Source organism: Variovorax sp. GW458-11-26-14-LB1, assembly GCF_059423965.1.
In genome coordinates, this window is the sequence record NZ_JBWKYW010000073.1 from 1 (window position 1) to 20,980 (window position 20,980).

The following is a 20,980-nucleotide window of genomic DNA, read 5'->3' on the forward strand; positions in this document are numbered from 1 at the left end:
GGGCGGGGGTGAGTTCGGGGCGGCGTTGGCCATTGTCAGAAAGCGTCCTCGGGCAAAGCGGTACAGGTCGGGTCACGGGTTTCGACCACCTGGAGCCAGGCACCGATTTTCGGCAGCTCGTAGTGGAAGAAATAGTCCGTGGCGCCGATCTTGCCAGCTGTTACCGCCCTCGCCTTCTGTGCGTCGATTTCCAGGGCCCGCAGCGCCACGTCGAGCCAGAGCCAGGCCAGCACCGTGTGGCCGAAGGCCTGCATGTAGGGCACGGCGTTGGCCAGCGCGTCGGCCGGGTCGCCGGTGGACCAGGCGGCCTCGGTGGCGCTGCCGATGCGCTGCAGCGCGGCGCCCAGCGCCTTGGCGTGGGGCGCCAGCGCGGGCACCTTGGCGGCGCGGCCGATGGTCTCGGTGATGCGCCCGGCCAGCAGCTGCAGGCCGCGGCCCTTTTCCATCAGCACCTTGCGGCCCAGCAGGTCGGCCGCCTGGATGCCGTGCGTGCCCTCGTGGATCATGTTCAGGCGGTTGTCGCGCCAGTACTGCTCCACCGGGAAGTCGCGCGTGTAGCCGTAGCCACCGTGCACCTGGATCGCCAGCGAATTGGCCTCCAGGCACCACTCGCTGGGCCAGCTCTTGGCGATGGGCGTGAGCACCTCCAGCAGCAGGCGGGCGTCGTCGGCCTGCGCGGCGTCGCCGGTCTTCTGCGTGTCGACCAGGCGGGCGCAATACAGCTCCAGCGCCAGCGCGCCCTCGCAGTACGCCTTCTGGGCAAGCAGCATGCGGCGCACGTCGGCGTGCTCGATGATGCGCACCTGCGGCGCGGCCGAGTCCTTGGCCACGGCGGCGCCGGCCGCTTCAGGCTTCTTCACTAGGCGGCCCTGCGGGCGGCTCTTGGCGTAGTCGAGCGAGGCGTAGTAGCCGGCCATGCCGAGCATGGTGGCGGCGGTGCCGACGCCGATGCGGGCCTCGTTCATCATGTGGAACATGCAGTGCAGGCCCTTCCCGGGCTCGCCGACCAGGTAGCCCACCGCGCCGGCCTTGCCGCCGACCGGATACTTGCCTTCACCGAAGTTCAGCAGCGTGTTGGTGGTGCCGCGCCAGCCGAGCTTGTGGTTCAGGCCCGCCAGCGCCACGTCGTTGCGCTCGCCGGTGAGTTCACCCTGCGTGTCCACCATGCGCTTGGGCACGATGAACAGCGAAATGCCGCGCGTGCCGGGAACGAGCTTGCCGTTCTCGTCGGGAATCTTGGCCAGCACGATGTGCACGATGTTCTCGGTCAGCTCGTGGTCGCCGGCCGAGATCCACATCTTGTTGCCGGTGAGGCGGTAGCGCGGGCCCAGCGGGTCGTTTTGAAAGTCGGCGCCGTCGGGCACGGCGCGCGTGGCCACGTCGCTCAGCGACGAACCGGCCTGGGGCTCCGACAGGCACATGGTGCCCGCCCAGCGGCCCGAAAATTCATTCCTGGCGAACACCTCTTTCTGCATCTCCGTGCCGTGCACCATGAGCAGGTTGGCGTTGCCGCTGGTGAGCATGTTCGAGCCGATGCTCACCGAGGCCATCGCGAAGAAGCTGTTGGCCGCGGCCTGCACCGTGTAGGGCAGCTGCATGCCGCCGATCTCGTAGTCCTGGGCGGCGCTCAGCATGCCGGACTCGACGAAGGCCTTGTGCGCGTCGTGCGTGGCCTGCGGCAGGATGACCTTCTCGCCGTCGAAATGCGGCTCCTGCGTGTCGACGGTGCGGTTGAACGGCGCGTACTTTTCGCGCGCAATGCGCTCGCAGGTGTCGAGCACGGCGTCGAAGGTCTCGCGCGAGTGGTCGGCAAAACGCTCGCTCTGATTGAGCTTCTCGGCGTCGAGCCAGTCGTAGAGCAGAAAGTCGAGGGTGGGACGCAGGCTCATGGTGATGTCTTCTTCAGGCTACGACTTCGCGGGCGACGAAGTCTTCTTCGGGGAATCGGGCAGCTTGGCGATGGTGCCCTGCGCCAGCGCGCAGAGCTTCTCGGTGCCGTCGTCGGCCACGGCCACCACCTCGCAGGTGCACACGGCCTGCGAGCTGCCGGTGTGCACGGCCCGGGCGCGCGCAATCAGCCGCTGGCCGATGGCGGGCCGCACGTAGTTGATCTTGAATTCGGAGGTCACGACCGGCACGCGCAAGGCGCTGCCGCCGGCAAAGGTCAGCGCGTTGTCGGCCATGTAGCTCACGATGCCGCCATGGGCGAAACCGTGCTGCTGCTTCAGCTGCGCGCCGAGCGGCAGCTGGAGCTCGGCATGGCCCGGCGCGAGTGCGTGCAGCTCGGCGCCGATCAGCACGCTGAAGGGCTGCGCGGCCAGCACGCTGCGCCCGTAGGCCAGGACGGCTTCGGGCGAGACCTCCTGGTCAATGCCCAAGCCGGACATGGTTACAGGACCTCGAACACGCCCGCGGCGCCCATGCCGCCGCCGATGCACATCGTGACCACGACCTTCTTGGCGCTGCGACGCTTGCCTTCGATGAGCGCGTGGCCCGTCAGGCGCTGGCCGCTCACGCCGTAGGGGTGGCCCACGGCGATGGCGCCGCCGTTCACGTTCAGGCGGTCGCCCGGGATGCCCAGCTTGTCGCGGCAGTAGATGACCTGCACGGCGAAGGCTTCGTTCAGCTCCCACAGGTCGATGTCGTTGACCGTGAGGCCCAGGCGCTTGAGCACCTTGGGAATGGCGAAGACCGGGCCGATGCCCATTTCGTCGGGCTCGCAGCCGGCCACGGCGAAGCCGAGGAAACGGCCCAGGGGCTTCAGGCCCTTCTGCTGGGCGTACTTCTCGTCGACCACCACGCAGGCGCCGCCGCCGTCGGAGAACTGGCTGGCGTTGCCGGCCGAGATCAGGCCGCCGGGCATGGCCGAGCGGATGCCGCTGATGCCTTCCTTGGTGGTGCCGGGACGGATGCCTTCGTCGTTCTCGATCGTGACTTCCTTGGTGCGCAGGCCCATCACGGGGTCGGCCACGCCAGCCAGCACGGTGATGGGGGCGATCTCAGCCTTGAAGAGGCCGGCTTCGAGCGCGGCGGTGGCGCGCTGCTGGCTCTGTGCGCCGTACTCGTCCATGGCGTCGCGGCCGATGTTGTAGCGCTTGGCGACCTGCTCGGCGGTCTGCAGCATGTTCCAGTAGATCTCGGGCTTGTGCTTCACGAGCCACGGGTCGGCCAGCATGTGCGTGTTGGCTTCGTTCTGCACGCACGAGATGCTCTCGACGCCGCCGGCCACGTACACGTCGCCCTCGCCCGCGATGATGCGCTGGGCGGCGGTGGCGATGGTCTGCAGGCCCGACGAGCAGAAGCGGTTGATGGTCATGCCCGAGGTGGTGACCGGCAGGCCGGCGCGCAGGGCGATCTGGCGCGCGATGTTGGAGCCGGTGGCGCCTTCGGGCGTGGCGCAACCCATGATGACGTCGTCGACCGAAGCCGGGTCGATGCCGGCGCGCTGCACCGCGTGCTGCACGGCATGGCCGCCCAGCGTGGCGCCGTGGGTCATGTTGAAGGCACCCTTCCAGCTCTTCGCGAGCGGCGTGCGGGCGGTGGAAACGATGACGGCGCTGGTCATGGTGAGGTCCTTTGAAGATGGAAGGGAAAAGAGGGAGAAGACGGGGTCGTCATTGCGCCGGCGCGGCCGCGTGGGTGTTGCGCAGGAGCTGGTGATAGAAGCCGATCATCTCGCCGTAGTTCGAGATGGCCAGGCGTTCGTTGTTGCCATGGAAGCGCGCCAGGTCCTCGCTCTTCACCCGGAACGGCGAGAAGCGGAAGACGGCATCGCTCACGAGGCTGAAGTGGCGGGAATCGGTGGCGGCGGTCATGAGGCCGGGCGCCACCACGGCGTCGGGGAAGCTCTGGCGCACGGCCTGCTGGATCGCGCGGTAGCCGGTGCTGTCGGTGGGCGACACCGGCGAGGGCTCCGAGTTGCCGGGGTACGGCTTGATCTTGATGTCGTCGTCGCCCAGCGCCTTGCGCAGGTGCGCCTCGACGCTGGCCAGCGTGTCGCCGGGCAGCACGCGGAAGTTGACGGCGGCCTCGGCGCGGCCGGGCAGCACGTTGTCCTTGTTGCCGGCACGCACGATGGTCAGCGCGGTGGTCGTGCGCAGCATGGCATTGCTGCTCGGGCTCTTCTCGAGCTGGCCGCGCACCAGCGGCTCGGTGAGCCACAGGTTCGACAGCATGACGCGGTTGACGCCGCCCATCTCGGGCGCGAGCGCGCCGAACATCTGGCCGGCCACGCCCTGGATGCCGCCGGGCATCGGCGTTGCTTCGAGCCGCGCAAGCGCGGCACTCATGCGGCCGATGGCGCTCTTTTGCGGCGGCATCGACGAGTGGCCGGGCGCGGTATCGAGCGAGAGGAAGAAGGTGCCGTAGCCCTTCTCCGCCAGGCCGATGAGCGCCGCGGGCTTGCTCAGGCCGGGCAGCACGCCGTCGAGCACGAGCAGGCCTTCGTCGAGCACCCAGTCGAGCCTCACGCCGCGCGACTTGAGCAGTTCGGCGATGGGCTGCGCGCCGCGCAGGCCGCTCACCTCTTCGTCGTCACCCATCACGAGGTAGACCGTCTGCTTCGGCTGGAAGCCGCTGCCGATGAGCAACTCGATGGCTTCCATCTGCGCAAACAGGTTGCCCTTGTTGTCGAGCGTGCCGCGGCCCCAGACGAAGCCGTCCTTGATCTCGCCCGCGAAGGGATCGACCGACCAGGCCTTTTCGGTGCCGGGCGCGATGGGCACCATGTCCTGGTGCGCCATGAGCGCGATCGGCTTGGCCTGCGCGTCGGTGCCGGCCCAGGTGTAGAGCAAGGCCTTCTGGCCCACCACTTCCTTCTTGAGGGTGGCGTGGACCTTCGGGTACTGCTGCGCCAGGTAGGCGTGCAGCTTGTCGAACTCGGCCAGGTTGGCGGCCGCGTCCTCCAGGCTCGACACCGTGCGGATCGGAATCGCGCCGGCCAGCCGCTTCGCAGCCGCCTGCAGGTCGATCTCGAGCTTCGGTGCGGGGGCCACCGCGAGTTGCTGCGATGGCGTGGTCCAGGTCTTGACCGCCACGGCCGCCACCAGTGCCAGGAGCACCAGCAGCAGCCCGAGGAAGATGCGTTTCAACATGGGCGGTCTTGATCCTGGGTCAGTCTCAGCTGAAGGACTTGCCTTCGGCCACCAGCTTCTGGATCAGCGGTGCGGGCTGCCAGAACTCGGCGTCGTCGCGCGGGTTCTGCGCAAAGCGCTTCATCGTCTCGGCCACGTTGTACAGGCCGACCTGCGAGGCGTAGTGCATCGGGCCACCGCGGTAGATCGGGAAGCCGTAGCCGGTGAGGTACACCATGTCGATGTCGCCCGACTTGGAGGCAATGCCGTCTTCCAGGATGTGCGCGCCTTCGTTGACGAGGGCGAACACCAGACGCTGCACGATTTCCGTGTCGGAGATCTTGCGCGGCGTGATGCCCAGTTCCTTGCGGTGGTCCTCGATCATCTTGTTGACGAGTTCCGACGGAATGGCGTCGCGCTTGCCGGCCTGGTAGTCGTACCACCCTGCCCCGGTCTTCTGGCCGAAGCGGCCCAACTCGCACAGCTTGTCGGCCGTGCGGCTGTACTTCATGTCGGCGCGCTCGACGGCGCGGCGCTTGCGAATGGCCCAGCCGATGTCGTTGCCGGCCAGGTCGCCCATGCGGAACGGGCCCATGGCGAAGCCGAACTTCTCGATGGCCTTGTCGACCTGCTGCGGCGTGGCGCCTTCGTCCAGCAGGAAGCCGGCCTGGCGGCTGTACTGCTCGATCATGCGGTTGCCGATGAAGCCGTCGCACACGCCCGACACGACGGAGGTCTTCTTGATCTTCTTGCCGATGGCCATCACGGTGGCCAGCACGTCCTTGGACGTGGCCTTGCCGCGCACCACTTCGAGCAGCTTCATCACATTGGCCGGGCTGAAGAAGTGCATGCCGACCACGTCCTGCGGACGGTCGGTGAACGAGGCGATCTTGTCGACGTCGAGCGTCGAGGTGTTCGAGGCCAGGATGGCGCCCTTCTTGGCGACGCGGTCGAGTTCCTTGAAGACCTTTTCCTTGACGCCGATTTCTTCGAACACGGCTTCGATGATGAGGTCGGCGTCCTTCAGGTCGTCGTAGCTCAGCGTGGTGCTCAGAAGCGCCATGCGCTGCTCGTACTTGTCCTGCTTGAGCTTGCCCTTCTTGACCTGGGCTTCGTAGTTCTTCTTGATGGTGGCAATGCCGCGGTCGAGCGCCTCTTGCTTCATCTCGAGGATCTTGACGGGGATGCCCGCGTTCAGGAAGTTCATCGAGATGCCGCCGCCCATGGTGCCGGCGCCGATGACGCCCACGGCCTTGATCTCGCGCTTGGGCGTGTCTTCGGGCACGTCGGGAATCTTGCTCGCGGCGCGCTCGGCCATGAACAGGTGGCGCAGGGCCAGCGATTCGGGCGTGAACATCAGCGCGGTGAACAGGCGACGCTCTTCGGCCATGCCGTCGTCGAACTTCATCTTGGTCGCGGCCTGCACGGCGTCGACGCACTTCAGCGGCGCGGGGTAGTTCTTCGACATGCCACCGACCATGTTCTTGGCGAACTGGAAGTAGGCATCGCCTTGCGGGTGCTTGCACGGCAGGTTGCGCACCAGCGGCAGCTCGCCGCCCTTGGCAGCGACCGACTTGGCGAACTCGACGGCTTCGTCGAACACCGATTCGGCCGAAGCGGCCAGCTTGTCGAACAGCTTCTGGCCCGGCAGGCTGGCGAGCAGTTCGCTCTTCACGGGCTCGCCGCTGACGATCATGTTCAGGGCGGTTTCCACGCCGATCACGCGCGGCAGGCGCTGCGTGCCACCGGCGCCCGGCAGCAGGCCGAGCTTGACTTCAGGCAGTGCCACGCTGGTGCCCGGTGCGGCCACGCGGTAGTGGCAGCCGAGCGCCAGCTCGAGGCCGCCGCCCATGCACACGGAGTGGATGGCTGCGACGATGGGCTTGGGCGAGGCTTCGAGCGAGAGGATCACGCTCAGCAGGTTGGGCTCTTGCAGCGCCTTGGGCGTGCCGAATTCCTTGATGTCCGCACCACCCGAGAACGCCTTGCCGGCGCCGGTGATGACGATGGCCTTGACGGCGCCGTCGGCATTGGCCTTGGACAGGCCGTCGGTGATGCCGATGCGTGTCGAGAAGCCGAGACCGTTGACCGGCGGGTTGGTCAGGGTGATCACGGCGACATCGCCGAGCACTTTGTATTCAGCCGTCATGCTGCGTTCCTTGGTGTGTGAAGAAAAAGAAGAAAAAGCACGAGTGTTCTTTTTCGAAGATTCTAGGCGTTTTGCGTGGCCGAACAATGGCACGCAGTCGCTGTCGGGACAAGGGCCTCAAGAGAGAGCCGGACTTTCCAGGAACACCGCGGAACCGGCTTTGCCGGGCCGCAGGTGTTGCCCCCTGCAAGGGGGAAGGCGCGCGCGACACGAAGTGCGCGAAGCCTGGGGGTTTGCTTAAACCTCCAGCCACTCCCTGCGGGTGGTGCCGTCGGCGCGCAGGCTGTCGGGCGTCCCGTCGAACACGATGCTGCCGTGGCCCATGACGAGCGCGCGGTCCGAAATCTGCATCGCGATGGTGAGCTTCTGCTCGATGAGGAGCACCGAGATGCCCTTGTCCTTCAGCGTGCGCAGGTACTGCCCCACCAGCTCGACGATCTTGGGCGCGAGGCCCTCGGTGGGCTCGTCGATGATGATGAGGTCAGGGTCGCCCATGAGCGTGCGGCACAGCGTGAGCATCTGCTGCTCGCCGCCCGAGAGCACGCCGGCCTCGGTGTGCTGGCGCTCCTTCAGGCGCGGGAACATGCCGTACATGTCGTCGAACGACCAGCGGCTGCCCTTGCCCGAGCCCTTCTGCCCCAGGAGCAGGTTCTGGTGCACCGTGAGCTTGGGGAAGATGTCGCGGTTCTCGGGCACGTAGCCGATGCCCATGTGCGCGATCTCGTAGGCCTTGCGGCGCAGGATGTCGCCGCCCTTCCACTGCAGCGTGCCCTCGGCATGCACCAGGCCCATGATGGCCTTGGCCGTGGTCGAACGGCCCGAGCCGTTGCGCCCCAGCAGGGCCACGATCTCGCCCGGGCGGACGTCGAAGGAAACGCCATGCAGCACATGGCTCTTGCCGTAGTAGGCGTGGATGTCGTGAAGCTTCAGCATGTCAGTGTCCCGCCCCTTGTGCATCGGCCACGGAAGAACCCAGGTAGGCCTCCTGCACGCGCGCATTGGCGCGCACGGCAGCCGGCGTGTCGAAGGCGATGACTTCGCCATACACAACCACGGCGATCTTGTCGGCCAGCCCGAAGACCACGCCCATGTCGTGCTCCACCGTCAACAGCGTCTTGCCGACGGTGACGTGCTTGATGAGCGAGATGAAGTGCGAGGTCTCGGTCTTGCTCATGCCGGCCGTGGGCTCGTCCAGCAGGATCACGCCGGCGCCGCCGGCGATCGTCACGCCGATCTCGAGCGCGCGCTGCTCGGCATAGGTGAGGTTCACCGCATGCACGTCGCGCTTGCGCTCCAGGCCGATCTGCTTGATGAGCTCTTCGGTGCGCGCGTTGGCGTCGTCCAGGTTCGAGAGAAAGCGCAGGAACGTGTACTTGTAGCCCAGGCTCCACAGCACGCCGCAGCGCAGGTTCTCGAAGACGCTGAGCTTCGGGAAAATGTTGGTGATCTGGAAGCTGCGCGACAGCCCCAGGCGGTTGATTTCATAGGGCTTCTTGCCGTCGATGCGCTGGCCGTTGAGCAGCACCTCGCCGCTGGTGGGCGTGAGCCGCCCGCTGATCAGGTTGAACAGCGTCGACTTGCCCGCGCCGTTCGGCCCGATCACGGCGATGCGTTCGCCGGCCTTCACCGCCAGGTCCACGCCGCGGATGATTTCGGTCTTGCCGAAATTCTTGCGCAGCGCCTTCAGTTCCAATGCGTATTGCGCGCTCATTTACGCCGCCTCCCGACGTTTGATTTCTGCTTCGATCTCTTCCTGCGCCTGGCCCCAGACCCGCACGAAGCGGCGCCGTGCCACCTCGAGCAGGCCCAGGCCCACGGCCAGGATCGCGATGGCGCCCAGCCAGCTGGTCACGCCCGACGTGTTCAGCATGGTGCCGAAGAACTTCAGGTCCGGGCCCATCGCCGCGTTGAGCTGGATGTGATAGATCATTTCGATCAGCGCGGCAGCGCCGACCACCACCGGCACCAGGGCCACGGCAAGCGCGGCGTACAGGCCCCAGAAGCGGTTGAACTTGCCGAACTTGGCCACGCGCAGGTTCATCATGACCAGGCTGGCGATGCCGCCGGGGGCGAACATCACCATGAACACGAACACCAGGCCGAAGTACAGCTGCCAGGCCTTCGACAATTCGGACAGCAGGATCGAGGCGAACACCAGCAGCACCGCACCGATGATCGGGCCGAAGAAGAACACCGCGCCACCCAGGAAGGTGAACAGCAGGTAGCCGCCCGAGCGGATGGCGTTCAGGCTGTCGGCCGCGTTCACGATCTCGAAGTTGATCGAGGCCAGGCCGCCGCCGATGCCGGCGAAGAAGCCCGCGATGATGAACGCGAAGTAGCGCACGCGCTGCGTGTTGTAGCCGATGAACTCCACGCGCTCCGGGTTGTCGCGCACGGCGTTCAGCATGCGGCCCAGTGGCGTGCCGGTGAAGGCATACATCAGGGCGGTGCACACGAAGCAGTACGCGGCGATCAGGTAGTACACCTGGATCTGCGGACCGAAGGTGAAGCCGAAGAAGCTCGGGCCGTACACGCGGTCGGTGGTGATGCCGCCCTCGCCGCCGAAGAAGCTGGGGAACATCAGCGCCATCGAGGCCACGAGCTCGCCGATGCCCATGGTGATCATGGCGAAGGTGGTGCCCGACTTCTTGGTGGTCACGAAGCCCAGCAGGATGGCGAAGAACATCCCCGCCAGCCCGCCGACGAGCGGAATGAGCACCAGCGGAATCGTCGGGCCGCCCTTGGTCGCCATGTTCATCGCGTGGATGGCGATGAACGAGCCCAGGCCGGTGTAGACGGCATGGCCGAAGCTCAGCATGCCGCCCTGCCCCAGCAGGATGTTGTAGCTCAGGCAGATGATGATCAGGTAGCCCATCTGCGAGAGCATCGTCAGCGCCAGGCTGCTCTTGAACAGCATCGGCGAGATGATCAGCACCAGGGCGAACAGCGCCCAGACCAGGTAGCGCCCGATGTTCCAGGGCTTGAAGCGGTAGTACCGCGTCGGGGTCGTCGGTGAAGTGGTGGTTGCGGTGGTCATGGTGTCAGTCCTCCCGGGTGCCCAGAAGACCCTTCGGGCGGAAGATGAGGATCAGCACGAGGAACAGGTACGGCAGGATCGGTGCGACCTGCGAGATGGTGAGCTTGAGCAACTCGTAGCCGAAGGTCTGGTCGGTCACGGCCACGCCCAGGGCCTGCAGCGCGGTGGCCAGCGAGTGGTCCAGCGCAACGGCGAAGGTCTGGATGATGCCGATCAGCAGCGACGCCAGGAAGGCGCCGGCCAGCGAGCCCATGCCGCCGACCACCACCACCACGAAGATGATGGTGCCGACCGACCCGGCCATGGCGGGTTCGGTGACATAGGTGTTGCCGCCGATCACGCCCGCCAGGCCGGCGAGCGCGGCACCGCCGCCGAACACCAGCATGAACACGCGCGGCACGTTGTGGCCCAGCGCCTCGACCATGTCGGGGTGCTTCAGCGCCGCCTGGATCACCAGGCCGATGCGGGTGCGCGTGAGCAGCAGCCACACGGACACCAGCATCAGCATCGCCACCAGCATGATGAACGAGCGCGACTTGGGGAACTGCGTGCCGTACAGCGAGAACAGCGGCCCCTGCAGCGCCTCGGGCAGGCCGTAGGGCACCGTGGAGCGGCCCCAGACCAGCTGGACCAGCTCGAGGATGAGGTACGAAAGACCGAAGGTCACCAGCAGCTCGGGCACGTGGCCGAACTTGTGGACGCGGCGCAGGCTGTAGCGCTCGAAGGCCGCGCCCAGTGCCCCCACCAGCAGCGGCGAGAGAAAGAGCGCGGGCCAGAAGCCGACGATGCCTGACAGGGTGTAGGCGAAATAGGCGCCCAGCATGTAGAAGCTGGCGTGTGCGAAGTTGAGCACACCCATCATGCTGAAGATCAGCGTAAGGCCAGAGCTCAGCATGAACAACAGCAGGCCGTAGCTGACGCCGTTGAGCAGTGAGATGACGAAGAATTCGACGTTCATCGGTCTTCCGTGTCGGTTGAAAAAGAAAGAGGCCCGAGTGTTGAAGTCGGGCCTCGACCGGTCAGGGGGCGATCAGCAGGCGATCAGGAGGCGCCGCCGGGTCGCTTCATCTGGCACGAGGTGGGCGTGCTCGAGACGTAGGGCTCGTAGTACTTCACCGGTGCCAGCGTGTAGCCGGTGTTTTCCGGGCTGTACGGGCTCTTCGCGTCGGCCTTCTGCCAGCGCGTGATCCACAGGCCCTGCTGCAGCTGGTGGTCGGACTTGCGCATTTCGACGTCGCCGTTGAAGCTCTTGAACTTCATGCCTTCCATGGCGGCCGCCACCTTGACGGGGTCGGTCGACTTGGTGCGCACGAAGGCTTCGGCGAGCATCGCGTACACGGTGTACGGCGACGTCGTGTACAGGTCTTCGTTGAAGCGCTTCTTGAACTCGTTCATCATCGGCGCGATCGGGCCCGGCGCGTTGTAGTGGCTGTAGCCCACCATGTAGACCTTGCCGTCCGAGGCCGCACCCATGGCGGTCGGCGTGCCGTTGGTCACGGCGTAGTAGGTGTAGAACTTGACGTTCAGGCCTGCGTCGTTGGCCGACTTGATGAGCAGCGCGAGATCGGAACCCCAGTTGCCGGTGATGACGGTGTCGGCGCCCGAGGCCTTGATCTTGGCGATGTAGGGCGCGAAGTCGCGCACCTGGGCCAGCGGGTGCAGGTCGTCGCCGACGATCTGCACGTCGGGGCGCTTGGTCTTGAGGTTGTCCTTGGCGTACTTCGCGACCTGCTGGCCGTGCGAGTAGTTCTGGTTGATCAGGTACACCTTCTTGATGTCGGCCTGGTCCTTCATGAAGGTGGTCAGGGCTTCCATCTTCATGGAGGTGTCGGCGTCCAGGCGGAAGTGCCAGTAGCTGCACTTGCTGTTGGTCAGGTCGGGATCGACGGCCGCGTAGTTGAAGTACACGACTTCCTTGCCCGGGTTGCGGGCATTGTGCTTTTCGAGCGCGTCCATGATGGCCAGCGCCGGGCCGGAGCCGTTGCCCTGCACCACGTAGCGCGCGCCCTGGTCCATGGCCGAGCGCAGCGCGGCGGTGGTTTCCTGCGGGCTGAGCTTGTTGTCGATGCCGATGACCTCGAACTTCACGCCGGCCACGTTCTTCTTGTTGAATTCTTCGGCCAGGAACTGGAAGGTCTTGAGCTGGTTGGTACCGACGGCCGCCATCAGGCCCGACAGCGGGTCCAGCCACGCGATCTTGACGGTCTCACCCTTCTGGGCAAGGGCACCGGTGGCACTTGCCGCGAGCACGGCGGCGGTAGCGATCTTCAGAGCGAACTTCAATCTATATCTCCTGGTCAAACCGATATCAAAAACGCTGCACAAGCGTACAAGTCTTTGCCACCCCACCCCTCAGGGAATGCCCGTAAGGAAGGGGCTGCAAAGGCACGTATCTATCGCGCAGGCGACAGTGCATTTCCTTCTTTTGCTACCCGGCGGTAGGTATCTTCTACCGATGGGTAGGAAATGCGTTCACAAAGACGCCTAGGGGCGCTTCATCTGGCAGGTCGTGGGCGTGCTCGCCACATACGACTCGTAATACTTCACGGGGACGTTGGTGTAGCCGGTGTTCTCGGCGTCGTAGGGGTACTTGGCGCTGGCCTTCTCCCAGCGCGAGATGTACAGCCCCTGCTGCAACTGGTGGTCGGCCTTGCGCATCTCGACCTCGCCGTTGAAGCTCTTGATCTTCATGCCTTCGAGCGCCGCGGCCACCTTGACGGGGTCGGTCGACTTGGTCTGCACGAAAGCGGCATCGAGCAATGCGAAGGTGTGATAGATCGAGGACTGCGTCAGGTCGTCGTTCATCTTCTTCTTGTAGCCGGTCAGCAGCCGCTGGATTTCGCCGCCCATGTTGTAGTGGGCATAGGCCACGGTGTAGACCTTGCCGGCCGAGGTGGCGCCCATGGCCGTGGGCGTGCCGGCGCCCGGTGCGTAGTACGTGAGGAACTTGACGTCCAGCCCCGAGTCGTTCGCTGCCTTGATGAGCAGCGAGAGGTCGGAACCCCAGTTGCCGGTGATGACCGTGTCGGCGCCCGAGGCCTTGATCTTGGCGATGTAGGGCGAGAAATCGCGCACCTGCGCGAGCGGGTGCAGGTCGTCGCCCACGATCTGGATGTCGGGGCGCTTGGTCTTGAGGTTGTCCTTGGCGAACTTGGACACCTGCTGGCCGTGGGAGTAGTTCTGGCCCAGGATGTAGACCTTCTTGATGTCGGCCTGGTCTTTCATCCAGGTGGTCAGTGCCTCCATCTTCATGGAGGTGTCGGCATCGAGGCGGAAGTGCCAGTAGCTGCACTTGCTGTTGGTGAGGTCGGGATCGACCGCCGCGTAGTTCAGGTAGAGCAGTTCCTTGCCGGGATTGCGTGCGTTGTTCTTCTCGACGGCGTCGATGATCGCGAGCGCCGGGCCCGAGCCGTTGCCCTGGGTGATGTAGCGCGCGCCCTGGTCCTGCGCCGAGCGCAGCGCCGCGGTGGTCTCCTGCGGGCTCAGCTTGTTGTCGATCGCGATGATCTCGAACTTCACGCCCGACGCATTCTTCTTGTTGAACTCGTCAGCTAGGTACTGGGTCGTCTTGAGCTGGTTGGTGCCCACGGCCGCCATCAGACCCGACAGCGGGTCCAGCCAGGCGATCTTGACGGTTTCGCCCTTCTGGGCGAACGACGCTGAAACACTCACCAACATGGCGCAGGCGGCCACTGACTTGATACCGAAGTGCATGAAGAGTCTCCTGGTTGAAAGGCGGGACGCCAGCGTACAAGCGCCCTTTTCTTCGCCGCACAGGGAATGCCCGGAAGGAAAGCCGCCGGGGCGGCCTTCCTATCGCGTGCGCGACAGTGCGGGTGGGCTTTGACCGTGCTTCAGAGGCCCGGCAGCTTGTAGTCCTTGAGCAGTTCGCGAAGCTTGGTCTTGAGGATCTTGCCGGTGGCGCCGATCGGAATGGCCTCCACGAACACCACGTCGTCGGGGATCTGCCACTTGGCGGTCTTGCCCTCGTAGAACTTCAGCAGCTCCTCGCGGGTGACTTCGGCGCCGGGCTTCTTCACGACCGCGATGATCGGGCGCTCGTCCCACTTGGGATGGAACACGCCGATGCAGGCCGCCATGGCGATGGCCGGGTGCGCGACGGCGATGTTCTCGATGTCGATGGAGCTGATCCACTCGCCGCCGGACTTGATCACGTCCTTGCTGCGGTCGGTGATCTGCAGGTAGCCCTCGGCATCGATGGTGGCCACGTCGCCGGTGGGGAACCAGCCCCGGCCCGCGGCGTCGGCGACCAGCGGGTTGCCGCCCTCGCCCTTGTAGTACTCCTTGACGACCCAGGGGCCCTTGACCAACAGGTCGCCGTAGGCCTTGCCGTCCCAGGGCAGCTCGTCGCCATTGCCGTCGACGATCTTCATGTCGACGCCGAAGATCGCCCGGCCCTGCTTCATGCGGATCTGCAGCTGCGCGTCGGCGGGCAGCGACAGGTGCTTGTTCTTCAGCGTGCACAGCGTGCCCAGCGGGCTCATCTCGGTCATGCCCCAGGCATGCAGCACCTCGACGTTGTAGTTCTCCTGGAACGCCGTGATCATGGCCGGCGGGCAGGCCGAGCCGCCGATGACGGTGCGGTTCAGCTTGCTGAACTTCAGGCCGTTGGTCTGCATGTGGCCCAGCATCATCTGCCACACGGTGGGCACGCCGGCCGCGAAGGTCACGCCTTCGGACTCGATGAGTTCGTACACCGACTTGCCGTCCAGCGACGGGCCCGGGAACACGAGCTTGCAGCCCACCAGCGCGGCCGAGTACGGAATGCCCCAGGCATTGACGTGGAACATCGGCACCACCGGCAGCACCGAGTCTTGCGCCGAGATGCGCATGACGTCGGGCAACGCGGCGGCGTAGGCATGCAGCATGGTCGAGCGGTGGCTGTACAGCGCGGCCTTCGGGTTGCCCGTGGTGCCGCTCGTGTAGCACATGCTCGAGGCCGAGTTCTCGTCGAAGGTGGGCCAGTCGTAGGTGGTGGACTGCGTGCCGATCCAGGCCTCGTAGCTCACGAGGTTGGGCACGCCGCTGTCGGCCGGCAGCTTGTCGGCGTCACACAGTGCAACCCATTTCCGGATCGTGGGACAACGCGCATGCACCGCCTGCACCAGCGGCAGGAAGCTCAGGTCGAAGCACAGGATCTGGTCTTCGGCATGGTTGGCGATCCACGCGATCTGGTCGGGGTGCAGGCGCGGGTTGATGGTGTGCAGCACGCGGCCGCTGCCGCTCACGCCGTAGTACAGCTCCAGGTGGCGGTAGCCGTTCCAGGCCAGGGTGGCGATGCGGTCGCTGAACAGCAGCTGCTCGCCATCCAGCGCATTGGCCACCTGCCTGGCGCGCGATGCGATGTCGCTCCAGGTGCAACGGTGGATATCGCCCTCGACACGGCGCGAGACGATCTCGCCGTCGCCGTTGTGGCGCTCGACGAACTCGATCAGCGACGAGATCAAAAGCGGTTGGTCTTGCATCAAACCCAGCATCTACGGACTCCTATGTGAAATGACTTCAAAAAGCGTTGCGAACGAGAGATTCACGCAAGCTTCGGCCACTTGCACAATGACACAAACCCGCACTGCATGATTGAACGAAGCGGCTCAAGTGGGCGCCTTCGGACCGGTGCCCGCGGGCACCGTCACCACGTTGGTGCGGCACGGCTGGCGCAGCGTCTTGCCGCACTCGGGCAACGCGGCCGCATGCGGGTAGGCGACGTAGCCCAGCACGATGCTCGACGCGTTCGCGCCCTGGTGCCACAGCGTGTTGGTCGAAGGCCTCGTGTCGTTGCCGAACAGCCAGAAGCCGGTCTGCGACGGCGAGTCCACCGTCACGCGGATGCTGGAGCCGGCGCGAAAGACATGGGCGAACTTCTGGATCTCGATGCGCACCAGGTTGGGCTGGCCGGACTGCAGCGGCGCTTCCTTCGGCTGGGTGAAGTCGCCGAAGGGGCGCAGCTCGGTGGAGCGGCTGGCGTCGAGCGCCCGCTTGGAGGCGCGCAGCCAGCCGCGCTGCACGAACATCTCCTTGCCGTCGGGCCGCACTTCCGACACCGTGACCTGCAGGTCGGTGCTGTCAGCGGTGGCGCTCAGGTACAGGTCGGCCGAGCCTTCCCCGTAGAAGCTCAGGTCGTCGGGCAAGGCGGCGGTGGTGAAGGTGAGCTGGCCGTCCTTTTCCGCATCGGCCACGGCCTGCCAGCCTTCGGCGGCCGGGTTGTTCACCACCGGGCTCTTCACCGGATACCGGTAGTCGGACGAGGCCGCGCCGGCGGTCGGCTTCGCGTCGCCGAGCCCGCCGCCCGGCTGCATCCACAGGCGCATCGGCTTGACCTTGACCGGCAGGCGGTCGAACTCGGCCACGGCCGTCTGCTTCAGCTTGGCGGCACCGTTGATCGCCTTCTGGTCGGTCTGCTGCATTTCCTGCAGCAGGCGCACGTGCGGCTCCTTCTCGAAACCGTTGTCCTCGCCCTTCACGAAATGGGCGAGAAAGCGCTTGAGCGTACCGTCGATGTAGTCGGAGGTGACGTTGGTGTGGTGGTCGCCGTTGGAGCTGACGAGCCACATCTTTTCGGGCGCCATGGTGTCTTCATAGTAGCCCGAGCGCGGGCCGATCTGCTCGTCCTGCCACGACTGGGTGCCCAGCGCGGGAATGTCGATCTTGCCGGTCTCGTAGAACGCGCTGCGCTTCACGTAGAGGCCGTCGGCATACGGGTTCTCGAGCCACTTGGTCAGGTCGAGATCGGGGCGCTTGAGCTTCTCGATGTTGTCGGCCACGGTCTTGGCGCACTCCGTGTCGCCGTCGAGCTTGGCGGCCAGCGCGGCCGCGCGGTTCCAGGTGGCCGGGAAGCCGCCCCACCACTGCGCAGGAAAACCGACGTTCTTGATGCCGCCCGGGTAGCCCACGTCGCGGTACGGGTCGGTCACGTTCTTGCTGGGCGTGATCGCCAGCAGGCCCTTGGGCCGGTGCGCCGCCACCCACAGCTGGTTGTAGCCCGAGTACGAGTAGCCGATCATGCCGATCTTGCCGTTCGACCACGGCTGCTTGCCGGCCCATTCGAGGGCGAAGGCACCGGCCGCGCCGGTGCTGGCGTCGAAGACCTGGTCGTCGCCCGTCGAGCAGCCGGTGCCCGGCACATTGAGGCCCATCACCGCATAGCCCTCGGCCAGCCAGCGCTGGCCGATGTTCGGGGCCGAGCCCGAGCTGTAGCCGTCGTACTCGACCAGCAGCGGATAGGTGGCATTGCCTCCGCTGGGCAGCAACAGCGAGTAGCGCATCCTGTTGCCGTCGGGCAGCGTGATGTAGCCCCACTTGCGGACCGGGCCCGTCTCGGGCGTGACCGGCGGCTGCGCGGGCGGCGTTTCGGCGGCGGGCGGAAAGAAGCTGAACCCGCTGCCGCCCGACGAACCGCCGCCGCAGGCCGCAAGGCCCGCCAGGGTGGCAAGCAGCGACGCGGCAAGGCGCCATCGGCGGGGGTGCATGGAAATCCTCATGGTGTTGTCTCTGTGATCGTTCTGGTGGATGGCACGCGTTGCCCAGGCGCGTCTCGGGGCAGGACGGCGATACCCTGTCTCAGGGCGCCGCGGTGATCTTCTTGGCGGTGGGCGTGGCGTCGAGCAGCAACTGCGAGGGCCACGTTCCCCAGGTGGCACCGAGCTCGGGCGTGTTCGGGTCGCCGTTGCGCATGAAGGCCCCGACGCTGGCCATGACGGCCTTCGACAGCGCCACGCGCCCCTTCTCGTTGGCCTTGCCGCCCATCACGTTGCTCAGCAGCGAACCCTCGAAGTTGCCGAACACGAACGGCAGGTCGAAGGCGTGCGATGCGCCGTACACGTCGTTCCACGGCGCGGCCTCCTGCGACCAGTCGAGACGGTAGTGCCAGATGTTCGACTGGCGCGTCTTCATGGTGTTGAGCAGGTTGTCGCGGTTGGCCTCGAACAGCCCCTTCGTGATGAGCGCGGTGGCCGCGTTGTAGCCGGTGCCGGCCTTGTCTACCGGGAGGTAGAACGGGTCGATGATGTGGTCCACCGTGAGCGTGGGCGCAGCATCGGGGTTGAAGTTGAACATCATCGAGAAGCGCGGGGCATCGGTGACGATCCAGCCCGACGTCGGGAAGCCGATGGTGCCCAGCAGCGACGCGAAGAGCTTGCCCTCGTCGCGCGTGTTGCCCGCGAGCATGGGCACCTTGACGTACTTGTCGGCCGCGATGGCCGCGATCGGGTCCGCCGGCAGCACCGTGCCATCGGGAATGGGCGCCACGTTGCCCTGCCCAGCTGCTGTGACCTTGGTCAGCAGCGCCCCACCCTCCTGCGCACGCAGGTACTCGGCGATCTGCGCCGGCGAGCGCGTGCCGATGTACACCTTGGCCGCCGCTTCATCGGCCACGGTGCCGTCGGCGACAAGCAGCTTTTCGAGGATCGTCTGGCCCTGCGTCAGCGAGGCCGAAGCCGGCTGCAGCGTCGGCAGCGTCCCGGGCGGCAGATTGGTCTTGAGCGAAATGCCGCCACTCATCTCGAAGGCCTTGTGGAACAGGCCCTTGGCCATCGGCGAGGTCATCACCGCCAGCAGGTTGGTCGCACCGGCCGATTCGCCCGACAGCGTGACGTTGCCCGGGTCGCCGCCGAAGTTGGCGACGTTGCCCTGGATGAAGCGCAGCGCCGCCATGTTGTCCAGCAGCGCGAAGTTGCCCGAGTCGTCGCCCGCGCTGCCGCCCGGCCGCAGTTGCGGCATGTTCAAGAAGCCCAGGATGCCCAGGCGGTAGCTGGCGGTGATGACCACCGCATTGGTGGCCTTGGCCAGCGCCGCGCCGTCGTACAGCGGATCGGCCGTGTAGCCCGAAATGTTGCTGCCGCCATGGATGAACAGCAGCACCGGCAGGTTCTTCTCGGTGGTGGCAGGGCGCCAGATGTTGACGAACAGGCAGTCTTCGCTGCCGACCGGCTTGCCCAGGTTGGTGCCGATGGTCGCGTCGTAGGTGTTGCTGGTGCCGGGGCTGAAGAGCCGGCCGATCTGCAGGCAGGCGTTGCCGAAGGCCTTGGCCGGACGGATGCCGGTCCAGGCTTCGGGCTCGACCGGTGCGCGCCAGCGCAGTGCGCCCACCGGCGGCTGGGCGAACGGAACACCCTTCCAGGACCAGGTGCCATTCCTGGCGCTGTCGTCCACGCCCTCGACCTTGCCGGCCGTGGTCTGGCGCACCATGGGGCCGTCGGCGGCGGGTGCCGGAGCGGGCGCGGGTGCCGGAGCCGGTGCAGGCGGCAACACGGGAAAGGCGGTCGCCCCGGACGAACCGCCACCGCAGGCTGCAAGCGCCGCCGCGGCGGCCAGCGTGGCCACGGTGGCGATGGCGCGCGCCATCGCCGTCTGTCCTGCCGCACCCTGGTCTTGTGCTGTTGTCGTTGTCTTCATGTTTTGTCTCCACACCGGGTTAATCGGAATTCCTGGCTCGGCGCGCGGCACCCATACTCCGGGCCGCCGTGCACTGGAAAAATTCTAGGAACCGGCCCCGTTTTCACCGCTATCGCAAGCGAGCCAATCGAATGACTTCAGAAGCCTCCCTGCCGCGCCATTCGCGCCGGCCGTCGCGCCGCCCCGGATGTCCGCAGCCCGAGCTGCGCACCAGCTCGGCCGCATGGCTGGAGGGGGTGCTGTCGATGTTCGAGGCCGAGGGGCTGAACGTGCCCACGCTGCTGCGCGATGCCGGCTTCGACCCCGACTCGCTGCACCGCCAGAACGCGCGCATCCCGGTCGACGAGATCTCCGTGCTGTGGCAGGTGGCCGTGGCGCACGCCGGGCGGCCCACGCTGGGTCTGGACCGCGACCTGGCCGCCACGCACAGCAAGCTGGGCACCGTGGGCCACGCCATGGCCTGCAGCCCCACCCTGGGCGCGGCGCTCACGCGGCTCACGCGCTACATGGCCGTGATCTCCGACGCCACCGCGTTCTCACTGCAGTCCGACGCGCGCGGCTGCTGGATGGTCATGGAACACACCGGTGGCAGCCTGCCGATTCCGCGCCAGCGCGTCGAGTACGCCCTGCTGACCGTGCTCATGCAGTGCCAGTGGCTCACGCGGCGCGAGCTGCAGCCGCTGGCCATGGAATTCGTCTACCCGCCGCCGGCCAACGACCGGCTGCACCGCGAGGCCTTCGGCTGCGAGATCCGCTTCAACGCGCCCGCCAACCGCGTGCTGCTGTCGTCGGCCGACATGACCATGCCGCTGCCCACCCACCACCCGGCGCTGGGCGAGATGCAGGAGCACCTGCTCGACGACCAGCTCAACCTGCTGGGCCAGACCACCACCGCCAGCCTGGTGTGCGCCGAGATCGCGCGCCGGTTGCAGCACGGCGAGCCGCGCCGCCAGGACGTGGCCTCGGGCCTCGGGCTGGCCGACCGCACGCTGCAGCGCCGCCTGCAGGAGGAGTCGGTGTCGTTCCAGGCGCTGCTCGACCGCACCCGCCGCGAACTCGCCAAGCAGTACCTGGCCGAACAGCGCCACACGCTCGCGGACGTGGCCGACCGGCTGGGCTTCGTGGACGTCAGCAACTTCTTTCGCGCCTGCAAGCGCTGGTTCGGCCTGCCGCCGGCCCAGTACCGCGCCAGCCTGGCGCTCGACGGCGCCGGGGCGCTGCGCGGCGCACTGCTGAACTGAGCGGCGGCGCCCGCCTCACGCGCCCGATGGCCTCCGCGGCCAGGGGTTTCGCGCGCTGCCGGACAATCCG

General features: G+C 66.5%; 15 protein-coding genes. 1 reads left to right on the forward strand and 14 read right to left on the reverse strand.

Going from position 1 to position 20,980, the window contains the following annotated elements; all coding sequences use genetic code 11:
* Positions 1–35: 35 nt before the first annotated feature.
* The 14 genes from AC07YS_RS29950 to AC07YS_RS30015 form a co-directional block, all read right to left on the reverse strand.
* On the reverse strand, positions 36–1,889 hold the full coding sequence (locus AC07YS_RS29950) for an acyl-CoA dehydrogenase (RefSeq protein WP_495268299.1): 1,854 nt from the start codon (positions 1,887–1,889) through the stop codon (positions 36–38).
* An 18-nt stretch (positions 1,890–1,907) separates the two neighbouring features.
* Positions 1,908–2,387 carry a PaaI family thioesterase gene (locus tag AC07YS_RS29955; RefSeq protein ID WP_495268300.1) on the reverse strand — a complete coding sequence of 160 codons (480 nt, stop codon included), beginning with the start codon at positions 2,385–2,387 and terminating at the stop codon, positions 1,908–1,910.
* A 2-nt stretch (positions 2,388–2,389) separates the two neighbouring features.
* The gene (locus AC07YS_RS29960) at positions 2,390–3,565 is read right to left on the reverse strand and encodes an acetyl-CoA C-acyltransferase (protein ID WP_495268301.1); all 1,176 of its coding nucleotides are present in this window, start codon (positions 3,563–3,565) and stop codon (positions 2,390–2,392) included.
* A 49-nt stretch (positions 3,566–3,614) separates the two neighbouring features.
* A complete protein-coding gene (locus AC07YS_RS29965; protein WP_495268302.1) occupies positions 3,615–5,093 on the reverse strand; it encodes a M20 family peptidase in 1,479 nt (492 codons plus the stop codon).
* A gap of 25 nt (positions 5,094–5,118) precedes the next feature.
* A complete protein-coding gene (locus AC07YS_RS29970) occupies positions 5,119–7,221 on the reverse strand; it encodes a 3-hydroxyacyl-CoA dehydrogenase NAD-binding domain-containing protein (protein ID WP_390343891.1) in 2,103 nt (700 codons plus the stop codon).
* A 237-nt stretch (positions 7,222–7,458) separates the two neighbouring features.
* Positions 7,459–8,154: an ABC transporter ATP-binding protein gene (locus AC07YS_RS29975; protein WP_062471318.1), complete on the reverse strand. Its 696-nt coding sequence runs from the start codon at positions 8,152–8,154 to the stop codon at positions 7,459–7,461.
* 1 nt (position 8,155) lies between these two features.
* On the reverse strand, positions 8,156–8,932 hold the full coding sequence (locus AC07YS_RS29980) for an ABC transporter ATP-binding protein (protein WP_062471315.1): 777 nt from the start codon (positions 8,930–8,932) through the stop codon (positions 8,156–8,158).
* Positions 8,933–10,258 carry a branched-chain amino acid ABC transporter permease gene (locus AC07YS_RS29985; RefSeq protein ID WP_495268303.1) on the reverse strand — a complete coding sequence of 442 codons (1,326 nt, stop codon included), beginning with the start codon at positions 10,256–10,258 and terminating at the stop codon, positions 8,933–8,935.
* Between the two features lie 4 nt (positions 10,259–10,262).
* A complete protein-coding gene (locus AC07YS_RS29990) occupies positions 10,263–11,216 on the reverse strand; it encodes a branched-chain amino acid ABC transporter permease (protein WP_062471309.1) in 954 nt (317 codons plus the stop codon).
* An 83-nt stretch (positions 11,217–11,299) separates the two neighbouring features.
* Positions 11,300–12,541: a branched-chain amino acid ABC transporter substrate-binding protein gene (locus tag AC07YS_RS29995; RefSeq protein ID WP_062471306.1), complete on the reverse strand. Its 1,242-nt coding sequence runs from the start codon at positions 12,539–12,541 to the stop codon at positions 11,300–11,302.
* A gap of 201 nt (positions 12,542–12,742) precedes the next feature.
* Positions 12,743–13,972 (reverse strand): branched-chain amino acid ABC transporter substrate-binding protein, encoded by a 1,230-nt coding sequence (locus AC07YS_RS30000; RefSeq protein WP_062471303.1) that lies wholly within the window; start codon positions 13,970–13,972, stop codon positions 12,743–12,745.
* Positions 13,973–14,112: 140 nt separating this feature from the next.
* Positions 14,113–15,756 carry a 3-(methylthio)propionyl-CoA ligase gene (locus tag AC07YS_RS30005; RefSeq protein WP_070060678.1) on the reverse strand — a complete coding sequence of 548 codons (1,644 nt, stop codon included), beginning with the start codon at positions 15,754–15,756 and terminating at the stop codon, positions 14,113–14,115.
* 114 nt (positions 15,757–15,870) lie between these two features.
* On the reverse strand, positions 15,871–17,745 hold the full coding sequence (locus AC07YS_RS30010; RefSeq protein ID WP_495268304.1) for a CocE/NonD family hydrolase: 1,875 nt from the start codon (positions 17,743–17,745) through the stop codon (positions 15,871–15,873).
* 91 nt (positions 17,746–17,836) lie between these two features.
* Positions 17,837–19,669 (reverse strand): carboxylesterase/lipase family protein, encoded by a 1,833-nt coding sequence (locus tag AC07YS_RS30015; RefSeq protein WP_495268305.1) that lies wholly within the window; start codon positions 19,667–19,669, stop codon positions 17,837–17,839.
* A 149-nt stretch (positions 19,670–19,818) separates the two neighbouring features.
* On the opposite strand from AC07YS_RS30015, the gene AC07YS_RS30020 reads away from it, so the two are divergent.
* Complete coding sequence (locus tag AC07YS_RS30020; protein ID WP_139701692.1) at positions 19,819–20,910, forward strand: AraC family transcriptional regulator; 1,092 nt, start codon at positions 19,819–19,821, stop codon at positions 20,908–20,910.
* Positions 20,911–20,980: the final 70 nt, after the last annotated feature.

Excerpts from the sequence above, each read along its gene's own strand:
- AC07YS_RS30010 (WP_495268304.1), bottom strand. The coding sequence starts at position 17,745 with ATGCACCCCCGCCGATGGCGCCTTGCCGCGTCGCTGCTTGCCACCCTG.
- AC07YS_RS30005 (WP_070060678.1), bottom strand. The coding sequence starts at position 15,756 with ATGCTGGGTTTGATGCAAGACCAACCGCTTTTGATCTCGTCGCTGATC.
- AC07YS_RS29990 (WP_062471309.1), bottom strand. The coding sequence starts at position 11,216 with ATGAACGTCGAATTCTTCGTCATCTCACTGCTCAACGGCGTCAGCTAC.
- AC07YS_RS29965 (WP_495268302.1), bottom strand. The coding sequence starts at position 5,093 with ATGTTGAAACGCATCTTCCTCGGGCTGCTGCTGGTGCTCCTGGCACTG.
- AC07YS_RS29980 (WP_062471315.1), bottom strand. The coding sequence starts at position 8,932 with ATGAGCGCGCAATACGCATTGGAACTGAAGGCGCTGCGCAAGAATTTC.
- AC07YS_RS30000 (WP_062471303.1), bottom strand. The coding sequence starts at position 13,972 with ATGCACTTCGGTATCAAGTCAGTGGCCGCCTGCGCCATGTTGGTGAGT.
- AC07YS_RS29955 (WP_495268300.1), bottom strand. The coding sequence starts at position 2,387 with ATGTCCGGCTTGGGCATTGACCAGGAGGTCTCGCCCGAAGCCGTCCTG.
- AC07YS_RS29950 (WP_495268299.1), bottom strand. The coding sequence starts at position 1,889 with ATGAGCCTGCGTCCCACCCTCGACTTTCTGCTCTACGACTGGCTCGAC.
- AC07YS_RS29975 (WP_062471318.1), bottom strand. The coding sequence starts at position 8,154 with ATGCTGAAGCTTCACGACATCCACGCCTACTACGGCAAGAGCCATGTG.
- AC07YS_RS29970 (WP_390343891.1), bottom strand. The coding sequence starts at position 7,221 with ATGACGGCTGAATACAAAGTGCTCGGCGATGTCGCCGTGATCACCCTG.
- AC07YS_RS29985 (WP_495268303.1), bottom strand. The coding sequence starts at position 10,258 with ATGACCACCGCAACCACCACTTCACCGACGACCCCGACGCGGTACTAC.
- AC07YS_RS30015 (WP_495268305.1), bottom strand. The coding sequence starts at position 19,669 with ATGAAGACAACGACAACAGCACAAGACCAGGGTGCGGCAGGACAGACG.
- AC07YS_RS29960 (WP_495268301.1), bottom strand. The coding sequence starts at position 3,565 with ATGACCAGCGCCGTCATCGTTTCCACCGCCCGCACGCCGCTCGCGAAG.